General features: G+C 67.2%; 12 protein-coding genes. 8 read left to right on the top strand and 4 right to left on the bottom strand.

Features of this window, described 5'->3' with window-relative positions; genetic code table 11:
• Positions 1 to 121: 121 nt before the first annotated feature.
• Positions 122 to 2,881: a glycerophosphodiester phosphodiesterase family protein gene (locus tag FHS82_RS13900; RefSeq protein WP_166953809.1), complete on the bottom strand. Its 2,760-nt coding sequence runs from the start codon at positions 2,879 to 2,881 to the stop codon at positions 122 to 124.
• 160 nt (positions 2,882 to 3,041) lie between these two features.
• On the opposite strand from FHS82_RS13900, the gene FHS82_RS13895 reads away from it, so the two are divergent.
• Positions 3,042 to 4,163, top strand: a complete 1,122-nt coding sequence (locus FHS82_RS13895) for an ROK family transcriptional regulator (RefSeq protein WP_166953808.1) — start codon at positions 3,042 to 3,044, stop codon at positions 4,161 to 4,163.
• 23 nt (positions 4,164 to 4,186) lie between these two features.
• Positions 4,187 to 5,011, top strand: a complete 825-nt coding sequence (locus tag FHS82_RS13890; RefSeq protein WP_166953807.1) for an inositol monophosphatase family protein — start codon at positions 4,187 to 4,189, stop codon at positions 5,009 to 5,011.
• A 42-nt stretch (positions 5,012 to 5,053) separates the two neighbouring features.
• On the opposite strand, the gene phnF is transcribed toward FHS82_RS13890, so the two are convergent.
• Positions 5,054 to 5,812, bottom strand: coding sequence for a phosphonate metabolism transcriptional regulator PhnF (gene phnF / locus FHS82_RS13885; RefSeq protein WP_166953806.1), 759 nt, complete (start codon positions 5,810 to 5,812; stop codon positions 5,054 to 5,056).
• A 170-nt stretch (positions 5,813 to 5,982) separates the two neighbouring features.
• Between phnF and FHS82_RS13880 the strand changes: the two genes are divergently transcribed.
• The 5 genes from FHS82_RS13880 to FHS82_RS13860 all read left to right on the top strand — a co-directional run bounded on the left by FHS82_RS13880 (position 5,983) and on the right by FHS82_RS13860 (position 12,398).
• The gene (locus FHS82_RS13880) at positions 5,983 to 6,912 is read left to right on the top strand and encodes an ABC transporter permease subunit (RefSeq protein ID WP_166953805.1); all 930 of its coding nucleotides are present in this window, start codon (positions 5,983 to 5,985) and stop codon (positions 6,910 to 6,912) included.
• 35 nt (positions 6,913 to 6,947) lie between these two features.
• Positions 6,948 to 7,898 (top strand): ABC transporter permease, encoded by a 951-nt coding sequence (locus FHS82_RS13875; protein WP_166953804.1) that lies wholly within the window; start codon positions 6,948 to 6,950, stop codon positions 7,896 to 7,898.
• Positions 7,899 to 8,041: 143 nt separating this feature from the next.
• A complete protein-coding gene (locus FHS82_RS13870; RefSeq protein WP_166953802.1) occupies positions 8,042 to 9,592 on the top strand; it encodes an ABC transporter substrate-binding protein in 1,551 nt (516 codons plus the stop codon).
• 66 nt (positions 9,593 to 9,658) lie between these two features.
• A complete protein-coding gene (locus tag FHS82_RS13865) occupies positions 9,659 to 10,540 on the top strand; it encodes a metallophosphoesterase family protein (protein WP_166953800.1) in 882 nt (293 codons plus the stop codon).
• A gap of 4 nt (positions 10,541 to 10,544) precedes the next feature.
• Positions 10,545 to 12,398 carry an ABC transporter ATP-binding protein gene (locus tag FHS82_RS13860; RefSeq protein ID WP_246225344.1) on the top strand — a complete coding sequence of 618 codons (1,854 nt, stop codon included), beginning with the start codon at positions 10,545 to 10,547 and terminating at the stop codon, positions 12,396 to 12,398.
• Between the two features lie 198 nt (positions 12,399 to 12,596).
• Here the strand turns inward: FHS82_RS13860 and FHS82_RS13855 are convergent, their stop codons facing one another.
• Entirely contained in the window at positions 12,597 to 14,057 is a 1,461-nt protein-coding gene (locus tag FHS82_RS13855; RefSeq protein ID WP_166953799.1) for a protein adenylyltransferase SelO, read from the bottom strand.
• A 200-nt stretch (positions 14,058 to 14,257) separates the two neighbouring features.
• Between FHS82_RS13855 and FHS82_RS13850 the strand changes: the two genes are divergently transcribed.
• Complete coding sequence (locus FHS82_RS13850) at positions 14,258 to 15,448, top strand: DUF3422 domain-containing protein (protein WP_166953797.1); 1,191 nt, start codon at positions 14,258 to 14,260, stop codon at positions 15,446 to 15,448.
• A gap of 15 nt (positions 15,449 to 15,463) precedes the next feature.
• Here FHS82_RS13850 and putA read toward each other — a convergent pair whose 3' ends face one another.
• Positions 15,464 to 19,213, bottom strand: a complete 3,750-nt coding sequence (gene putA, locus FHS82_RS13845) for a trifunctional transcriptional regulator/proline dehydrogenase/L-glutamate gamma-semialdehyde dehydrogenase (protein WP_166953795.1) — start codon at positions 19,211 to 19,213, stop codon at positions 15,464 to 15,466.
• Positions 19,214 to 19,329: the final 116 nt, after the last annotated feature.

The following is a 19,329-nucleotide window of genomic DNA, read 5'->3' as shown; positions in this document are numbered from 1 at the left end:
ATGCGATCAAGCTGCCGAAATCCCCCACCGCGCCTGCCGGATGCGTCTCGACGCACGGAACAGAAAGGCGGGGCACTTGCGTGCCCCGCCGATATCTTGTCGCTGGATCAGGCGTCTGCCGTCAGCCCACGAGGTCGTAGCCGACGATCTGGCCGAGGTCGCGGATCGCGGTCGTGCCCACCAGGTCGAGTTCGACCACGTTCTCGATCGACAGGTTGCCTTCCGCCATGTTGTTCACCGTGCGCAGGCCCGTGGGGTTCAGCATCGTCAGCGCGTTGCTCAGCCCGTTGATGTTGCCCGTGCGGTCGCCCGTCTGAACGACATACCAGTTATCGTCGAAGCGGAACGCCGCCACGCTGTTCTGGCCCATCACGCTCGCCACGTAAGTCGTCGCCAGCGCCACGTCGTTGGTCAGCGAACTCAGCATGTTCGAGATCGTGTTGGTCAGCACGCCGTTGGTGAACGCCTGCGAGGTGCCGCGGCCGCTCGCCTGCTGGTGCACGCCAAGGCCGTCGAACGCCAGCTTGTCGCCTTCGCCGATGTTGAAGTCGGTGACGAGGTCGATCTGGCGCGAGCCGGACTGGTCGGCGGCATCGAACAGGAAGGTGTCGGCGCCCTTGCCGCCGGTCATGACGTCGCGGCCGGCGCCACCCCGGATGACGTTGTCGAAGGCATTGCCGGTGAGCGTGTTGTCGCCCGCGCCGCCGAAGAGGTTGCTGTCCTTCGCGGCGTCGAGGAGGGTGCCCTGCTCGATGTTGTCGGGCAGGACGACAGTGGCCTTCTCGCCGTCGTAGAACACGCGGTCGATGGCGTCCGTGCCGAGGTCGGCAACCAGCGCATCAGCGTCGTGCAGGAAGATGTCCTGACCGCCGAATTCGTTGTCCGCGAGGTCATAGCCAAGCACCGCGAGAGGCAGGCGATAACCGTTCTCGTTCAGATAATTGATCGCGATCCGCGGCTCGTCGGTCTGGATGATCGACACGCCCTGATCCGCCCAGAAGCCATAGACGAGATCGGGACGCTCCAGGCCGAGGAAGTCCCCGCGGTTGCCGCTCATCGAGCCGCTCGAATTGCCGGAGCCCTGGAAAAGCGTATTCATGAAGTAGCGAACGTCATATTGCTCGAAAAGCGCCTTGATTTCGGGCATGAAGAAGTAGCCGGGGTCCTCGACCTGCCCGGGGCCCGATGCATAGACATTGATCTCGACCGCGTCGACGGGGATCGTCGAGAACACCTTTTCGACGAATGCCGCCGACACGCCCGGATACATGATCGGCATGAAGTGGATTCCGGCAGGCGACGCATCGAGCGCCGCTTTCACGGCGGCCAGGGACGCATCGTTGGTGATCGCGGCCTTGAACAGAAGCTGGTCAGCGACGCCGGCCGCCTCGCCGAGCCTCGCGATGGCGGGAATGTTCGCCACGGAGACCTTGTCGAGGTTGACCATCACCTTGTCATCGATCGCCGCGAACAGTTCCTCGATGGTCAGAACCTTCTGGTCCGTGACCTCGCGGGTGCCCTCGATGACGAGATTGAGCGACTTGATCTGTTCCAGCGTCAGGCTGCTGACATTGCCCGTTCCGGTCGTCGTGCGGTTGACGCTGCCGTCGTGCATCAGGACATAGTGCCCGTCGGCGGTCCGCTGGATGTCGGTCTCGATGATGTCGACACCGAGGCTGATCGCGTGCTCGATCGCCTTGAGGGAGTTCTCGGGCAGGATGCGCGCCCCGTCCTCGTAATAGCCCGCCCGGTGCGCCGCGATCAGCGTGTTGCCGTCCTTGGCGTCCTGATAGGAGTCGATGATCCGGTCGATGGGCGCGTTCACATAGTCCGGGTTCACGTCGCCGATCAGGTCCGCGAAGCGGTCCGGATGCACCGTCTCGCCCGCGTCCTCAAGCTGCATGGAGGGAATGTCGCGCGTCTGGATGATCCAGCCGTCCTCGACCTCCTGATACGACACGATATTGTCTATGTTGGCGCCGTCGAGGCCCTCGGGGCTCAGCACCAGAGCGCCGTCCTTCGGCGTCAGGCCGTTGATGGTGAGCTTGTACTCGCCGGTGCCGAGCTTGACGATGTTGTAATTGCCGTTGGAGACGGACGACGATCCGTCGCTCAGCACGCGCCCGAAGGTGACGTCCTTGTGGCCCGTCGGAATGTAGGTGAAGCCGAAGTCCTCGTTGTCGTAGACATAGCCGTTGTGGGTGTTGTTATGCGTGCCGATGACCCAGCCGCTGCCGTCTTCCTTCGGCCGCGCGGCCGTGTAGACGCCCTTGTTGGCGCCGCCGGTCACGAGCAGGATGCCGTCCGTCAGGCTGTTCACGCCGTCGAGCGTCACCGTGTAGGTGTAGTCGCTGTTGCGCGACACCTCGGCCTTGTCCGCGAAGCCGGCCGATGAAACGACGGTGTTGCCGCCGTTGCGGACCCACGCGCCCGTGAAGCGGGAGAAGTCGAAATAGGCGGCGGAGATGTCGCTGTTGAACTCGTTGCCCGTCGGCGCTTCATTCACCGACACGAACAGCGAGTTGTCGGAGCGGTAGCCGATGGACGCCGCGCCATACTGGACGCCGTCCCCGAAGCCCCAGTCGACACCGTTCGACGCGATCGAGGCGACGAAAATGCCGTTGATGGCGTCGTTCGTCGCCGATCCCGCGCGGATGTGGTAGTCGCCGCGGTTCGAATTATCGATCCGGCCATGATCCAGCGCGAACCAGTACGTATTCCGCTTGAGCGCAATGGTCACGTTGTTGCCGTCGCTGCCGTCGGCCGTCTGCTGCGCGGAGATATATCCGGCGTCGACCGTGTTCTGATCATAACGGACAAACGCAAAATTGAAGGCGCCACTATAGATGACGCCTTCTTCACGAACACCAGTATCAGTCATTGTGGCCTCCTCGTCATTCAGCCGCCAGGCGCCGCGACCGGACACCGGAAGCCGCACCAACCCCAAAGCGTACAGATGCCTAGCACCTGTCGATGACGATTAAATTACATCTTGCAATTTAATCTGGGTGTCGTAAATGGCTGGGCGAGGAGGAGAAGCCATGGCCGATGTCCAGACGCTGTTGTCCTACAGCGACCGCAGGTTCCTGCAGTTGCTGTTCATGGAAAAGGCGCTGTCGCGCAAGGATGTCGCCAGGAGGCTGGACATGACGGAGGCGAGCATCTCCCGCATCGCCTCGCGCCTCGTCGCGATGGGGATCGTGAGCGAGAGCGCGGAGCGGGAGGGCAAGCTCGGGCAGCCTGTGCGCACGCTCACCATAGCGGCGGGGCAGATCTTTTCGGCGGGCATCAACTTCGCGCTGAACGTCGTCGACGTCGCCATCATCGATCTCGCGGGGACCGTCGTATCCATGACGCGCGAGCGGATCGAGCAATCGTCGCCCACGGTGGCCGCCGAAAAGGCGAACGGTATTCTCTCGCACATGATCTGGCAGCACGGGATCGACCTGGACGCCATCGTCGGCGTCGGCGTCTCGGTGCCGGGCAACTTCGCGCCGGACAAGGAGTCCGTGTTCGCGCACAGCCTGTTCCTCGAATACGGCGACATCAACATCGCCGACGTCTTCGGCAGCGTCTGCGGCATGCCGGCCGTCATCGAGAACGACGGCGCCTGTGCGGCGCTCGGCGAGTATTACTTCGCCAACGGCCACCGGCACCGCATGCTCTTCAAGTACCACCTCGGGCACGGCTTCAATGCCGGCATCGTGCTCGACGGGCGTCTCTACAGGGGTGCCTACGGCAATTCGGGTGTGACCGGCGTGCTGTTTCCCTATGGCAAGCCGCGCCCCACCGGCACCGATCTCATCGAGACCCTGGCGGCTGTCGACATCCATCTGACCGACGTCGCCGACCTCGAATCCGTGCCCGGGAACGGGCGCGATACCGTGGAGCGGTGGCTCGACCGCGCAGCGGGTCAGCTCGCGGAGGCCGTGCGCATCGCGACGGGCTTCTACGATCCGAGCATCATCGTCATCGGCGGGCGCCTGCCGCGCTGGCTGACTCAGGAGTTGACGGGGCGGATCGCGTGGGAGACGCTCGCCGGGCCGTCGCGCGGGCTCCGGGTCGCACCCGTCGTTCCCTCCACGCTCGGTCCGTCGAGCGGCGCGATCGGGGCGGCGTGCGTGCCCTTCTTCGACCGCTTCTTCCCGAACGCCATCATCTGAATCGCGCAATGCAAGGCCTACCGATGTCACACAACGATATCTGTCCGCAGGATCATCTCCAGCATCTTTTCACAGGCGCCTCCGGCATCGTCGACCGGGCAGCTCAGCTTCTCGTCGCCATGCAGGCGCGCTCGCGCAGCGTCTCGCACAAGGAACTGCGCGACATCGTGACGGACGCGGATATCGCCGCCGAGGAACTCCTGATCGACGGCTTGCGCAAGCTGACGCCGGAGGCGGACATCCTCGCCGAGGAAACCGGCGAAACGCCCGGCAACGGCCGTCCCGGCACGGCGCCACTCCGCTGGATCGTCGATCCGCTCGACGGAACCGTCAACTATGCCAACGGCCTGCCCCTGTATTCGGTGACGGTCGCCGCGCAGGAGGGGGGCGAAACCGTGCTCGGCATCGTGCAGTCGCCGGCGGTCCCGCTCGCGGCGGCGTTCCTGAAGGGGGGAATGGCGACGGTGAACGGACGCCCGGCGCGCGTGTCCGACGTCGGCACGCTCGCGGACGCCATCGTGTGCGTTTCCCTGACGTCGAGCTATGAAGCCGCAACCGTGGCACGGACGACGGAGATCATCCGGCGGCTCGCGAATCGTGTCCGCGGCATCCGCGTCATCGTCTCCGGCGCATTCGAGCTGTCGCTGGTCGCAGCCGGACAGGTGGATGCCTTCGTCGGCCTGCGGACGGACGTCGTCTCCCACGCCGCCGGCATGGCGCTGGTGCGGGCGGCGGGCGGCATGGTGACGACGCTGTCGGGCGCGCCGGCCACGGACAGCGACCGGGAGCGCGTATTCTCCAACGGCCGCCTGCACGACGCCATCCTGCGCGAGATCGGGGACGTGTAGCACAGCGAACCGGGAAACGGCCGCCGTTTCCCGGCCGCGCCGTCAGGTATCGATGCGAATGCGGATGAGGTGGCGCGGAAAGACGCCGTGGCCGTAAAGAATGGGCGCATCCTCGGCATCGGTGTCCACATAGGTCATCACGATCACCGGGATCGTGGCCGGGATCGCCAGCGCCTCCGCCTCACGCGGGCGCGGCATGCGGCAGCTTATCCATGTCGAGCGGCGGAAGAACTCCGCCACGCCGCAGGCCGCGATCGCCTTCGTGAAGCTGGCGTGGCGCACGAATTCCCGATCGATGCCGTCGAAGCGCACTTTCGGAAACAGGTGATAGCCGTAGGTGCCGATGCCCGGCCCGGCCCGGCGCAGTGTCTCCGTGGCGATGAGCGGCGTGCCGGGGGCGATGCGCAGGGCGCGCGCCACCTGCCGCGTGGCGGGCAACTCGCGGCAGTCGTGCAGCACCGCCTCCCCGCCGCCGCCGTCGAAACGCTTTTCCACCTCGCTCCATTTCGCGTTGCGGTCGAGCGTGTAGTCGACCGGCTCGTCGGCGACGAAGACGCCCCTGCCCCGCTGCGCATGCACGAGGCCCTTTTCCGCGAGCCCGGCAAGGGCCTGACGCACCGTATGCCGGTTCACGCCGAATTTCGCCGCGAGTTCATGCTCGCTCGGCAACCTGTCGCCGGGGCCGAAGACGCCCATCTGGATATCGACCTCGATATCGGTCTCGATCTGCCGCCAGACCGGTACGTCGCGCCCGTTCCGGACCAGCTTGTACGTCGCCTCCATGTGCCGCGTCGCCTCCATGCGCGTCTCCTCCGCAGTCATCTGTTATCAATGCAGCCGCCGATTCCGCAACCGTGGCGAGACCAGCCGCCGCGCCCGTTCCGTCATGGAATCATCATCGTTCGGCAACGTGTCTGTTACACAACATGTGTAGTTCATCTATACAACTTTGATAGCGAAGGAAACAGGCCGTGCTGGATTTCGCACTCAACCGCCTGCTGCGCACGGTGGTCACGCTGGGCGTGATTCTCGTCGCCGTCTTCGTCGCGACCCGCCTGTCCGGCAATCCGCTCGATTACACCGGCAACGAGGGGCTCAGCGCCGAGGACCGCAGCCGGCTGATGGATTTCTACGACATCACCGGCTCGATCACGCAGCAGTTCGTCCAGTATATCGGCGATTTGCTGCGGGGCGATTTCGGCCTGTCCATCGTGGAGCGCCGCCCGGTGACGGTGATCTTCGCCGACAGGCTGTGGCCGTCGCTGTCGCTCGCGGGCGCCGCCATCCTGCTCACGCTGCTCATCGCCATTCCGGGCGGCATTGCCGCCGCCATCTGGCGCGACGGCCCGCTGGGGCAGGCGGTGATGGCCTTCGCCTTCCTCGGCTATGCCATTCCCAATTTCGTGCTGGCGATCGGCCTGCTGCTGGTCTTCTCATTCTGGCTCGGCTGGCTGCCCAGCACCGGCAACGCCACGCCCTGGCACTACGTGATGCCGGTCGCCGCGCTGTCTGCCTTCTACATCGCGGGGCTGACGCGCTTCACGCGCAACGCCATGCTCGACGTGCTGGGGCAGGACTACCTGCGCACCGCGCGCGCCAAGGGCCTGCCGGAGCCGCGCGTCATCCTCAAGCACGCGCTGCGCAACGCCAACATCACCATTCTCTCCGTGCTGGGGCTGCAGATAGCCGGCCTGATGGCGGCGGGCAATGTGGTGATCGAGACGATCTTTTCATGGCGGGGCGTCGGCGACCTGCTGGTCACCGCGGCTCTGCGCCGGGACTACCCGGTGCTGCAATTCGGGGTGATGGCGGTCGCGCTTGCCGTCGTTCTGATCAACCTCGCTGTCGATCTCGCCTATGGCCTTGCCGACCCGCGCGTGCGGGTGGGCCGCAAGGCATGAGCCGACTGGACGAACCGGGACAAAGGAGGGCCACAATGACGGAAATTGCCCTGCCGCAGGCCGAACCGGCCCGCAACGCGACGGAACGGACGGCTACCCCCCGTGCGAGACCGCATCTTGCGGTGCGCCTCGGCCGCCAGGCTGCGGGCCTCTGGCGCGAGGCCGGCTGGATGATGCGCGTCACGCTCGCACTGGGCATGCTGCTGGTGCTCGCGGCGCTGCTGGCGCCCGTCGTCGCGCCGTTCGACCCGAACGCGCAGAAACTGCTGATGCGTCTGCGCCCGCCGATCGGCTTCGAGGGCGCGCGGCCGGGCTATCTGCTGGGCACGGACGAACTCGGCCGCGATATCCTCTCGCGCAGCCTCTACGGCCTCAGGATGACACTGGCGATCGCGCTCAGCGGCTCGATGATCGGCATGCTGATCGGCGGTACGCTCGGCCTGTTCGCCGGCATGCTGCGCGGGAGGGCGGACGGCCTGATCATGTCGCTCGTGGACATCCAGATCGCGGTGCCGTTCACGCTGGTGGCACTGCTGGCGGTCGCGGTATTCGGCAGCCACTGGCAGGTATTGATCGCGGTGCTCGGCGTCGCCTACTGGGAGCAATACGCCCGCATCATCCGCGGGGAAGTGCTGAAGCTGCGCGAGATGCCCTTCATCGAGGCCGCGCGGGCGGCGGGCGCCTCCCCGGCGCGCATCGCCTTCCGCCACGTCCTGCCCAATGTCGTCTCGCCCATCGTGGTGATGTTCACGCTGAACTTCTCGAACATCGTGCTGCTGGAATCGAGCCTGTCGTTCCTCGGGCTCGGCCTGCGCCCGCCCACGGCGACGCTCGGCTCCATGGTCGGCATCGGGCGCGACTTCATGCCCTCCGCGCCGTGGATCGTGATCGCGCCCGCCGTCTTCATGCTGCTCACCACCTTCGTCGTCCAGATGCTGGGGGACCGGCTGCGCGACCGGATGGACGTGCGCCTGCGCGGCCGGTGAACGGGCGGCGCGAAACGACAACCGGCCGGGCGGCCGGCGCCCGCGGCTGCGTCCGCGACGCCGGTGCGCCCGCCGCGGCGGCGGCCCTGTCCGGGCCGTCGTCACCTCCTTGCCCACGCTAACCGTTTTTCGGGAGATTCGTCATGAAGTTCAAGGTCTTCGCCGCCACGGCGCTGATGGCCGCGCTCTCCGCCCCTGCGCTTGCGCAGGAGCTGAAGGTCGGCTCGCAGAACATGCCGCCCTTTCTCGATCCCGGCCGCGACCATTCCAACGTCGGCCAGCAGTTCTACGTCAACACCTTCGATGTGCTCATCGACCGCGACGCGGCAAAGGCGGACGCCGATTTCCGCCCCGGCCTCGCGACCGAATGGAAGCGCATCGACCCCACCACGATGGAGCTGAAGCTCCGGCAGGGCGTGACGTTCCATAACGGCGATCCGCTCACCGCGGACGACGTCGTGTTCTCGCTGAATCGCCTGTTCCAGCCGACCTTCGCGCCTTACGCCGTGCGCTCGCGCGACCGTTTCGGCAACTTCAAGGGCGCCGAGAAAGTCGACGACTTCACGGTGCGCATCCAGACGCATCGGCCGGAGCCGCTGTGGGAGACGCTGCTCAACACGCAGCAGCTCATGATCATTCCCGCCAAGTACACCAAGGCGCTGACCGGCGACCCGAACGTAGCCGAGGACAGCGATTTCGAGGCCTTCTCGCTCGCCCCCGTCGGCACCGGCCCCTACCGCATCAGCGAGTACGTACCCGGCGAAAGGCTGACGTGGGAGCGCTTCGACAGCTACTGGGACAAGAAGGCCCCGCTGGAAAAAGTCTCCATGATCCGCATCCCGGAGATGGCGAGCCGCATCACCGCCCTCAAGAGCGGCGCCGTGGACTTCATCACCAACATCCCGCCGGACCAGATCGCCACCATCGAGTCCGACCAGAACCTCAAGGTCGAGGGCGCGGTGACGCCGCTGTTCCACCTCATCATCTACAACACCCAGCATGAGCTGATGAAGAACCCGAAGTTCCGGCAGGCGCTCAACCTCGCCGTGGACCGCGAGACGCTCAACGAGGCGCTTTGGCTCGGCAAGGGCGTGGTGCCGACGAGCCACACCTTCCCGCAGTTCGGCGAACTCTACATGCCCGAACCCGTCATCTTCAAATACGACGTGGACGAAGCGAAGAAGCTGCTGGCGGAATCGGGCTACAATGGCGAGGAAATCCGTCTCGACACCTCGGCCACCTACTACACCAACGGCTTCCTCGCCATGCAGGCCGTCTCCGAAATGTGGAACGGCATCGGCGTGAAGACGCGCATCAACGTCGACGACAAGTGGACCGGCGGCGACCCCACGATGAACGTGCGCAACTGGTCGAACCCGATGTACTTCGCCGATCCCTTCGGCGGCTTCGGCGTGATGTGGGCGCCCGGCGGCCCGGCCGAGAGCGAGGGGCGCATCAAGACCGACGCCGCCTTCGCCGAGACCTTCGACAAGTTCCGTTTCTCGGAAAAGGTGGAGGACCGCAAGGCCGCCTACGCCGCGCTGATGGAGCGCACCCGCCAGGACCCGCCCTTCCTCGTTCTCTACCAGCCCTATGAATCGTGGGCGATGCGCAAGAACGTGAACTGGCGCCCGCTGCCGGGCCATATCGCCTACGTGCTCGACTTCCGCAACGGCGCGATCGGCATCGACTGACGGCCTGAAAACACGCCGGGGCCGCAGCGGCCCCGGCATCCCGCGGCCCCGAACCGGATTTGCACCATGAGCAGCAGCCTGCGCCTCGCCATCGTCACCGACATCCACCACGGCGACGACCATTTCACCAAGAAGGGTTCCAGCGCGCTGGGGCTGCTGACCGAATTCACCCGCTTCGTCGCCGATACGAAGCCGGATGCCGTCATCGACATGGGCGACCGCATTTCCGACCGCGACCGCGACACCGACCTGCGGCTCGAAACCGAGGTGGCGGAAATCTTCCGCGCCGTTGCGCCGCCGTGCTTCCACCTGTGCGGCAACCACGACCGCGACCATCTCACCGTCACGGACAACGCCGAGATTCTGGGACAGACGCTCGACAACACGGTCGTGGATATGGGCGCGTGGTCGCTCGTGCTCTGGCGCGCGGATTCGCGCATCCACCGCCCCGGCGGCTTCGTGCTGCCCGAAAGCGATCTGTTGTGGCTCGCCGGCGTCGTGGCACAGGCCGACAGGCCGCTCGCCGTCTTCTCCCACGTGCCCGTCTCCGGCCATGCGCAGGAGGGTAACTACTATTTCGAACGCAACCCGGACAGCGCCACCTATCCGGGCGGCGCGGAGCGGGCGCGGGCGGTGCTCGCGGGCGCGCGCGTGCCGGTCGCCTGCTTTGCCGGGCACGTCCACTGGAATACGCTCACCGTGGTGAACGGCCAGCCGCATTTCACCCTGCAATCGCTGACGGAAACCTTCACCACCCATCCCGAGCCGGCGGCGAGCTGGGCGCTGCTCGAACTGTCCGACACCATCGACTGGCGCGTCTACGGCCGCGACGCCCTGTCCGCCTCGCTGCCCGCGGGACGCACGGCGCACCGCTGGATGACGCCGCTGCCGCTCTTCGAGGACCATCCCGAGGCGCGCCTGCGCCGCCTGCAGCGCACGGAAGGCTGATCCCATGAGCGCCGCCGATCCCATGAGCGCCGCTGATCCCATGAGCGCCGCGACGACCGCCTCCTCCGCGCCGCTGCTCGCCGTCGACAGCCTGTCGGTTTCGTTCGGTCCCGTCCATGCGCCGGTCAGCGCGACGCAGGGCATCTCGTTCACCGTGGAGCAGGGGCAGACGCTCGCCATCGTCGGCGAATCCGGCTCAGGTAAATCGGTGACGTCGCTTGCCATCATGCGCCTGATCGAGCGCGAGGGCGGCCGCATTGACAGCGGGCGCGTCCTCTTCCGCAAGGAGGACGGCGAGATCCTCGACCTCGCCGCCTGCTCCGAGGCAGCGATGCAGCGCATTCGCGGCAACCAGATCGCCATGATCTTCCAGGAGCCGATGACCTCGCTCAACCCGGTACTCACGCTCGGTGACCAGATCGCGGAAACCCTGATGCTGCACCGCCGCCTGTCCCGCACCGCCGCGCTCGCCGAGGCGCAGCGGCTGCTCGACCGCGTGCGCATGTCGGAGCCCGCGCGGCGGCTGACGCAATATCCGCACGAGATATCCGGCGGCATGCGCCAGCGGGTGATGATCGCCATGGCGCTTGCCTGCGCACCGAAGCTGCTGATCGCCGACGAGCCGACCACGGCGCTCGACGTCACCATCCAGGCCGGCATCCTCGACCTCATCCGCGATCTGCAGACGAGCGCGGGCACCGCCGTCATCTTCATCACGCACGACATGGGCGTGGTGGCGGAAATCGCCGACAACGTCGTCGTCATGCGGCAGGGGCGCATGGTGGAGACGGCGCCGACGCAGCGCCTGTTCGCCGCCCCCGCCAGCGCCTACGCGCGCCAGTTGCTGGCCGCCGTGCCCCGCCTCGGCGCGGGCGCACCGCGCTATACCGCGCCCGCCGTCCCGGTGAAGATGGAAACGGCGGAACAGCCCGCCGACGCCCCCGTGCTCGATGTGCGCAACCTCGTGACGCGCTTTCCCGTGCGGGCCGGCATGCTGCGCCGGCTGGTGGCGCGCGTGCATGCGGTGGAGGACGTGAGCTTCACTCTGCGGCCCGGCGAAACGCTCGGCCTCGTCGGCGAATCCGGATCGGGCAAGTCCACCATCGGCCGCTCCGTGCTGAAACTGGTGGAGCCGCAGGAAGGAGCGATCGTGTTCCGCGGGCACGATCTTGCACCTCTCGACCGGCAGGCGATCCATCCCTATCGCCGGCACCTGCAGATGATTTTCCAGGACCCGTTCGCCAGCCTCAACCCGCGCATGTCGATCGCCGATCTGGTGACGGAGCCGCTCGCCATCCATACCGGCATGAAGCCGCAGGAGCGCCGCGATGCCGCCGCCGCGCTGCTGGAGCGCGTGCGCCTCCCCGCCGACGCGATCGACCGCTATCCGCACCAGTTTTCCGGCGGCCAGCGGCAGCGCATCTGCATCGCCCGGGCGCTCGCCTCGCACCCCGCCGTCATCGTGGCGGACGAGCCCGTCTCGGCGCTCGACGTCTCGGTGCAGGCGGATGTACTTGCGCTGATGAAGGAACTGCAGCACGACTACGGCATCGCCTATCTGTTCATCTCCCACGACATGGCGGTGATCGAGAGCATGAGCCACCGCATGGCGGTGCTCGATCAGGGCCGGATCGTGGAAAGCGGCCCCACGGACGCCGTGCTGGCCGGGCCGGCGCACGGCTACACCCGGCAGTTGCTGGATTCGGTGCCCGTTCCGGATCCTGCACACCGCCGCATCCGCGCCCGCGGGCAGGAGCAGGAACAGGAACGGAAAACACCGGTGCGCCCGCTGAACTATGCGCCGCCCCCGACGCGCTACAGGGACCTCGGCGGCGGCCATGTCGTGCTGGAGGGCTGAAGCAATTGCAACGAAAACGGAAACCGTTTTTTCGTCAAAAATTGCTTTAGAAACGAAAAGATGGAATATTTTGCACTTCAGCGTAGCACATAAATATTCAAGAGCGTGACATCCATCTCAAATCGCGCCGCAATTCTATATGTTTCTCGTAAGAAAACACTTATTATTCTTCATTTTATACGTCATAAGTACCGCCCTCTACGTGCCGCAGAACGTCTGTTGCACCACTTGCTCGGGGCGCGGCGGTTCGGCGTAGCGGGCATCTTGCGGCCGGTCGATGAAGGGCTCGGCGAGGACGTTGTGCAGCATGCGCGCGGGCGCGTCGTCACCGGCGTAGGCGGCGGCGATCGCCTCCTCGACGAGGTGGTTGCGCGGAATGAAGAGCGGATTGACGCTTTCAAGATGCCGCTGCAGGGCGGCCGGCTCGCGCCAGTCGCTGTCCGTGCGGCTTCGCCAGCGCGCGAGCCATGGCGCGAAGGCCGGCGTGCTGAAAATGCCGCCCCGCCCGCCGTCGCCCGTGAAAAGCGCGTCGGCGAGGCCGCGGAAGGTCAGCGTGTAGTCGGCCGCCGCCTCGCGCATGAGGGTTAACAGATCGCGGATCAGCGCACGGTCGTCGTCCTGCGCCGTCAGCAGCCCAAGCTTGCGGCGCATGACGGCAAGCCACGCCGCCTCGTAGAGGTCGGGGAAGCGGTCGATGGCGGCCTGCGCCTCGCGCTGCGCCGCCTCCGTGTCCGGCGCGAGCAGCGACATCAGCGCCTGCGCGAGGCGGGCGAGATTCCAGTAGACGATGCTCGGCTGATTGCCATAGGCATAGCGCCCGAAACTGTCGATGGAACTGAAGACGGCACCGGGGTCGAAGGCGTCCATGAAGGCGCACGGCCCATAGTCCAGCGTTTCCCCGGCGATGGAGGTGTTGTCGGTGTTCATCACGCCGTGGATGAAGCCGATGCCCATCCAGTCCGCGACGAGCCGGGCCTGCGCCGCGACTACCGCGTCGAGCAACGCGCGGTATGGGTTCTCCGCCTCCGCCGCGCCGGGATGCAGCCGCGCGATAGCGTGGTCGGCGAGCTGGCGCAGGCCGTCCTGATCGCCTATGGCGGCGAAGTACTGGAACGTCCCCACCCGGAGATGGCTGCTCGCCACCCGCGCGAGAACGGCGCCGGGCAACGGCACCTCGCGCATGATCGTGTCGCCGGTGGCGATGGCGGCGAGCGCGCGCGTTGTCGGGATGCCGAGGCGAGCCATGGCCTCGCTGACGATGTATTCCCGCAGCACCGGGCCGAGCGCCGCACGCCCGTCGCCGCCGCGGGAAAACGGCGTGCGTCCCGAGCCTTTGAGGTGAATATCGTAGCGCCGGCCCGCCGTGCTCACCGCCTCCCCGAGCAGGAGGGCGCGCCCGTCGCCGAGGCGCGGCACCCATTGGCCGAACTGGTGGCCGGCATAGACCATGGCGAGCGGCTCCGCCCCCTCGGGAAGGATGGTCCCGCACAGCAGCGCGGCGATGTCGTCCGGCGTAAGGGACGCGGGATCGAAGCCGAGTTCCCCGGCCAGGCTTTCGTTGAAGAGCACGAGGCGCGGTGCCGGCATCCGCTGTGGCTGCTGGCGGCGGTAGAAGCGATCCGGCAATCGCGCATAGCTGTTGTCGAATGCAAAGGACATGGCAGCCTCCCGGATATCTGCAAGGCGCGACGGGACCGGCGCGACACACAGGATATCTGGTGACCGCAACGGCGCATGTCAGCCCCCCGCATGTAAAGTCGCGGACGTCCGCACCGGCGGACGTGTAGCAAAGTTTCAATGTCGCCCGTGCATGATACACACTGTCCGAACGGCACTGAACGGGGGGAAGGTACGCCGACATGGATCCCATCGATTTCAACCGCGAGCTTCATGCGCGTCCATCCATCTATTTCGACGGACCGGCCCTCGTCTGCCACGCGGCCTACATGGGCGGCTCGGATGCCCATCCGCTTTATCACGAGCAGTCGGGCGGCATGAACGGGCGTCTCAGGCTGGCGCGCGAGATGCACGCCGAATTCCACACGCTGACGTCGGTCGTGGAACTCACGCACAACCCCTCCTCCTGGCCCGTGGCGCCGCGAGAAAGCCTTGAGGGCGTTACCAACGCCGGCACGGTGATGATGCGGGTGCAGATTCTCGTTCTCTCGGAAACGGAAGGCGAAGAAGCCGGAATCGATGCCGCCGCGCTGGAGCGCTTCGGCATGATCCAGCCGGTCGCTTCCACCGTCGGCGGGGGAGACGCGACGATCTATTCCGATTTCCGCGTTGACACCACCGGCTTCGGTCGCATCCTGCTCGTTAATCGCAGCCTCAACGCCTACCGCCTCGGCCGCATGGTGCGCAGGCTCTATGAGATCGAGACCTACCGCGCCATGGCGCTGCTCGGCCTGCCGCTGGCGCGCGAGGCCAGCGCCGCGCTGCCGCGCTTCGACGAGCGGCTGGTCGCTCTGTCGGAGCAGAGCGTCGGTTCGTCGAAGACCGATCCGCGCGAGCTGCTCGACCGGCTGTCGGAGCTGTCTTCCGAGCTGTCGCGGACCATCGCCCGTGTGAGCCACCGTTTCGGCGCGACCCGCGCCTATGCCGAGATCGTCGAGGAACGCATCCGGGAACTGCGCGAGACGCGCGCGACCGGATTCCAGCGCTTCGGCACCTTCATCGACCGGCGCTTCCGCCCGGCGGTGCGCACCTGCGGGGCGACCGAACGGCGGCTGGACAAGCTCGCCGCCAATGTCGCGCAACTCGTCAGCCTGCTCCAGACGCGGGTGCAGGTCGGCCTGCAGGAGCAGAACGTCCAGCGCCTGCAGGGCATGGAGGCGCGCACCGCCACCCAGATCAAGATCCAGAAGGCGGTGGAAGGACTTTCGGTCATCGCCATCACCTACTACGCGGCAAGCCTCGTCAAGCTGTCGCTGGAAGCGCTGGACCATTCCGAACTCGTCAGCACCGGGAGCTGGATGCTGGTCGCCCTGCCGATGACGCTGTTCGCCGTCATCGCCGCCGTGCTGATGGTGCGCCGCGCCCTGAAGTGACGCGCCGCTCCGGCATCAGCCGATCGCCATCAGCGTCGCGTTGCCGCCGGCGGCGGCGGTGTTGATCGAGGTCGACACCTCCTCCACCAGCCAGTGGCCGCAATAGGCGTCCGGGTTGCTGGCCAGCACCTCGCCGGTCGCGGCCTGCACGGGCACGAGCGGTCCAGGCAGCGCGGCGATGGCGCGGACGAGCTGGCGCGTGCGCTCCGCGTCGCCCTCGATCAGAGCCCCCGCATAAGGGCAGGCGGACGGCACGTCGCGCGTCCACGAAAGCCGCGCGAGGACGCTTGCCGGCAGGTCCCGGAACGCGCTCTCCAGCCCGCTGGCCGCGTCCGCGACCACGCTGTCGCCGGCGGCGAGCGCGGCCGTCAACTGGCGGATGAAGCCGGTTTTCGTCTGCGGGACGGCCAGAATCCGCCCGCGCGGATGCAGCGCGTAGAGGTTGCGCTCGCCGACCGGTCCCGGCAGTTCCAGTTCGAGCCCGGGCAGGGCGCGTTCGCCGGCCTGGCGCGCGGCCGCCGCCTCTTCGGCCGCGCCCTTCGCCTCCAGCCATCCGGCGAAGTCCGCCAGCGCCGGATCGATGCGCGTGCGCTGTCCGCGCGGCAGTTGCGGCGCCGTTGCGACGAGGCGTCCCAGATAGAGCGGCCCGCCCGCCTTCGGCCCGGTGCCCGACAGGCCGCGCCCGCCGAACGGCTGCACGCCCACGACAGCGCCGATGACGTTGCGGTTGATATACACGTTGCCGACCTTCACCCGCGCGGTGACGTGCGCGATAGTCTCGTCGAGGCGCGTGTGGAGGCCGAAGGTGAGGCCATAGCCGGTGGCGTTGATCGCGTCGATCACCCCATCGATGTCCTCGCGGCGATAGCGGAGCACGTGCAGGACGGGACCGAACACCTCGCGCGTCAACTGCGCCAGCGATCCGATCTCGATGATGGTCGGCGGCACGAAAGTGCCGTGCGCCGTCTCGCCGGCAAGGTCGATCTGCTCGATGGCGGCGCCGAGGCCGCGCATCCTTTCGATATGCGCCTCGATGGCCGCCCGCGCCTCTCCCGTGATGACCGGGCCGACATCGACGGCGAGCCTGTCGGTGCGGCCGATGGAGAGTTCGTGCAGCGCGCCCTTCAGCATCGCGAGCGTGCGCTCGGCAACCTCCTCCTGCAGGAAGAGCACCCGCAAGGCCGAACAGCGCTGGCCGGCGCTGTCGAAGGCGGAGGCGATGACATCGCCGACCACCTGTTCGGCGAGCGCCGACGAATCGACGATCATCGCGTTCTGCCCGCCCGTCTCCGCGATCAGCGGAATGGGCTTGCCCGCCGCCGACAGCCTTTCGGCGAGCTGTGCCTGGATGAGCCGCGCCACCTCCGTGGAGCCGGTGAACATCACGCCCTGCGTTTCGGGGGCCGCGACCAACGCCGCGCCCACGCGCCCGTCGCCGGGCAGAAACTGGAGCACGCCGCGTGGCACACCGGCCTCGTGCAGGATGCGCACGCCCTCGGCCGCGATCAGCGGCGTTTCCTCCGCCGGCTTCGCGAGCACCGGATTGCCGGCGGCGAGCGCGGCCGCGATCTGGCCGGTGAAGATGGCGAGCGGGAAATTCCACGGGCTGATGCAGACGACCGGGCCAAGTGGCTCCACTGCCGGTGCCCCTGCCGACGCATCGGCGGGCGTCAGGGTGCCGCGCGCCTGCTCGGCATAATAGCGCAGGAAGTCGATCGCCTCGCGCACTTCCGCGATGGCGTTCGGCATGGACTTTCCCGCCTCGCGGGCGATGAGCCCCAGCAGCACGGGCATGCGCGCCTGCATGATATCCGCCGCCCGGTCGAGCAGGGAGGCGCGCTCCGCGACAGGCGTGCGCGCCCAGCCCTCCGCCGCGCCGGCCGCAAGGGCGGTGGCGCGTGCCACATCCGCGTCGGACGTTTCGACCACCCGGCCGACGACATCGCGGCGGTCGCCGGGGTTACGCACCTCCCGGGCCGTGCCGACGCCCGCGCCGTCCGCGAGCAGCGGCTCGGCCATCCAGCCGGCGGCAGCGCTCTCGCGCAGTACCCCCGCGAGTTCCGCGAGCGTCGTCTCGCTCGACAGGTCGAGGCCGGCGGAGTTCCTGCGGGAAGCGCCGAAAAGGTCGCCCGGCAGCGCGATCAGCTCATGCTTTTCCCCTATGACAGGCAACGCCCTCGCCATGTCGGCGGGATCGGCGACGAGGTCCTGCACCGACACGGCCGGGTCCGCGATCCGGTTCACGAACGATGCGTTGGCGCCGTTTTCGAGCAGGCGGCGCACGAGATAGGCGAGCAGCGTCTCGTGCGTGCCGACCGGCGCATAAATGCGGGCCGGCCGGTCCAGCTTGTCCGCCCCGACGACCTCCTCATAGAGCGGTTCGCCCATGCCGTGCAGGCACTGAAACTCGTATTGGCCGACGCTGAACGGCTTGCCGGTCACCTCCTGCGCCAGATGGTAGACGGTGGCGAGCGTCTGCGCGTTATGCGTCGCGAACTGCGGAAAGACGGCGTCCGTCGCGCCGAGCAGCTTGCGGGCGCAGGCGATATAGGACACATCGGTGTGGTTCTTGCGGGTGTAGACCGGGAAATCCGCGAGGCCGTCGACCTGCGCGCGCTTGATTTCGGCGTCCCAGTAGGCGCCCTTCACGAGGCGCACCATGACGCGCCGGCCGGCCCGGCGGGCGAGGTCGATGATATAGTCGAGCACGAAGGGGCAGCGCTTGCCGTAGGCCTGCACCACGAAGCCGATGCCCTCCCAGCCGGCGAGATCGGGATCGAGGGCGAGTTCCTCCAGCAGGTCGAGCGACAGCTCCAGCCGGTCGGCCTCCTCCGCATCGATGTTGAGGCCGATGTCGTAGCTTTTCGCCGAAAGCGCCAGCGCCTTCACCCGAGGCAGCAGCTCGCCCATCACGCGCTCCGCCTGCGCGCGGGAGTAGCGCGGATGGAGCGCCGACAGCTTGATGGAAATGCCCGGCCCGGCATAGACGCCCCTGCCCGCCGAAGCCTTGCCGATGGCGTGGATGGCGGCCTCGTAGTCGTCATGATAGCGCTGCGCGTCGGCGGCGGTGGTCGCAGCCTCGCCCAGCATGTCGTAGGAGTAGCGGAAGCCCTTTTCCTCCAGCCGGCGCGCGCGCTGCAGCGCTTCGTCGATGGTCTGGCCGGTGACGAACTGCTCGCCCATCAGCCGCATCGCCATGTCGACGCCGCGGCGGATGACAGGCTCGCCGCACCGCGCGATGAGCCGCGTCAGCGCGGAGGCGAGGCTGCCGTCGTTGACGGTGCCGACGAGCTTGCCGGTGACCACGAGCCCCCACGTCGCCGCGTTGACGAACAGCGACCGGCCGCCCCCCAGATGCGATCGCCAGTCGCCGGCGGCGATCTTGTCGCGGATGAGCGCGTCGCGCGTCGCCAGATCGGGAATGCGCAGCAAGGCCTCGGCGAGGCACATCAGCGCCACGCCCTCCTGGCTGGAGAGCGCATATTCATGCACCAGCCCCTCGACGCCCGCGCCGCTGTGCTTGGCCCGCAGGGCCGTTATCAGCGTCGTCGCCGTCGCCGCGATGCGCCTGCGGGTTTCGTCACCGAGCGTCGCCGCCTCGACCAGTGGCGGAAGGCACTGCGTCTCCGGCCGCCGGCAGGCGTCCGTGATCGCGCGCCGCAAGGGCGTTTGCGGACGCAGGGCCGGCGCGAATGCCGCAAACACGCCCGGCACGGGTATCTCCGCGCCATTCACCGCTGCCGTGGCCTCCAGGATATTCGCCATGAAAGTGCAACCCGTTGTTGATGCCCCCGATCATGAAACGATACCATCGCCTGGCATTTCGTTCTCACTTGAATCAGGCATGAAAGAATGTAATTTCACCATTGTTTCCTTCACCA

Source organism: Pseudochelatococcus lubricantis (assembly GCF_011762225.1).
GTDB classification, from domain to species: domain Bacteria; phylum Pseudomonadota; class Alphaproteobacteria; order Rhizobiales; family Beijerinckiaceae; genus Pseudochelatococcus; species Pseudochelatococcus lubricantis.
Note: the sequence above shows the minus strand (reverse complement) of the source record. Positions and strands in the feature narration are given on the sequence as shown.

Excerpts from the sequence above, each read along its gene's own strand:
- FHS82_RS13875 (WP_166953804.1), top strand. The coding sequence starts at position 6,948 with ATGACGGAAATTGCCCTGCCGCAGGCCGAACCGGCCCGCAACGCGACG.
- FHS82_RS13865 (WP_166953800.1), top strand. The coding sequence starts at position 9,659 with ATGAGCAGCAGCCTGCGCCTCGCCATCGTCACCGACATCCACCACGGC.
- phnF (WP_166953806.1), bottom strand. The coding sequence starts at position 5,812 with ATGGAGGCGACGCGGCACATGGAGGCGACGTACAAGCTGGTCCGGAAC.
- FHS82_RS13895 (WP_166953808.1), top strand. The coding sequence starts at position 3,042 with ATGGCCGATGTCCAGACGCTGTTGTCCTACAGCGACCGCAGGTTCCTG.
- FHS82_RS13870 (WP_166953802.1), top strand. The coding sequence starts at position 8,042 with ATGAAGTTCAAGGTCTTCGCCGCCACGGCGCTGATGGCCGCGCTCTCC.
- FHS82_RS13890 (WP_166953807.1), top strand. The coding sequence starts at position 4,187 with ATGTCACACAACGATATCTGTCCGCAGGATCATCTCCAGCATCTTTTC.
- putA (WP_166953795.1), bottom strand. The coding sequence starts at position 19,213 with ATGGCGAATATCCTGGAGGCCACGGCAGCGGTGAATGGCGCGGAGATA.
- FHS82_RS13860 (WP_246225344.1), top strand. The coding sequence starts at position 10,545 with ATGAGCGCCGCCGATCCCATGAGCGCCGCTGATCCCATGAGCGCCGCG.
- FHS82_RS13855 (WP_166953799.1), bottom strand. The coding sequence starts at position 14,057 with ATGTCCTTTGCATTCGACAACAGCTATGCGCGATTGCCGGATCGCTTC.
- FHS82_RS13850 (WP_166953797.1), top strand. The coding sequence starts at position 14,258 with ATGGATCCCATCGATTTCAACCGCGAGCTTCATGCGCGTCCATCCATC.
- FHS82_RS13900 (WP_166953809.1), bottom strand. The coding sequence starts at position 2,881 with ATGACTGATACTGGTGTTCGTGAAGAAGGCGTCATCTATAGTGGCGCC.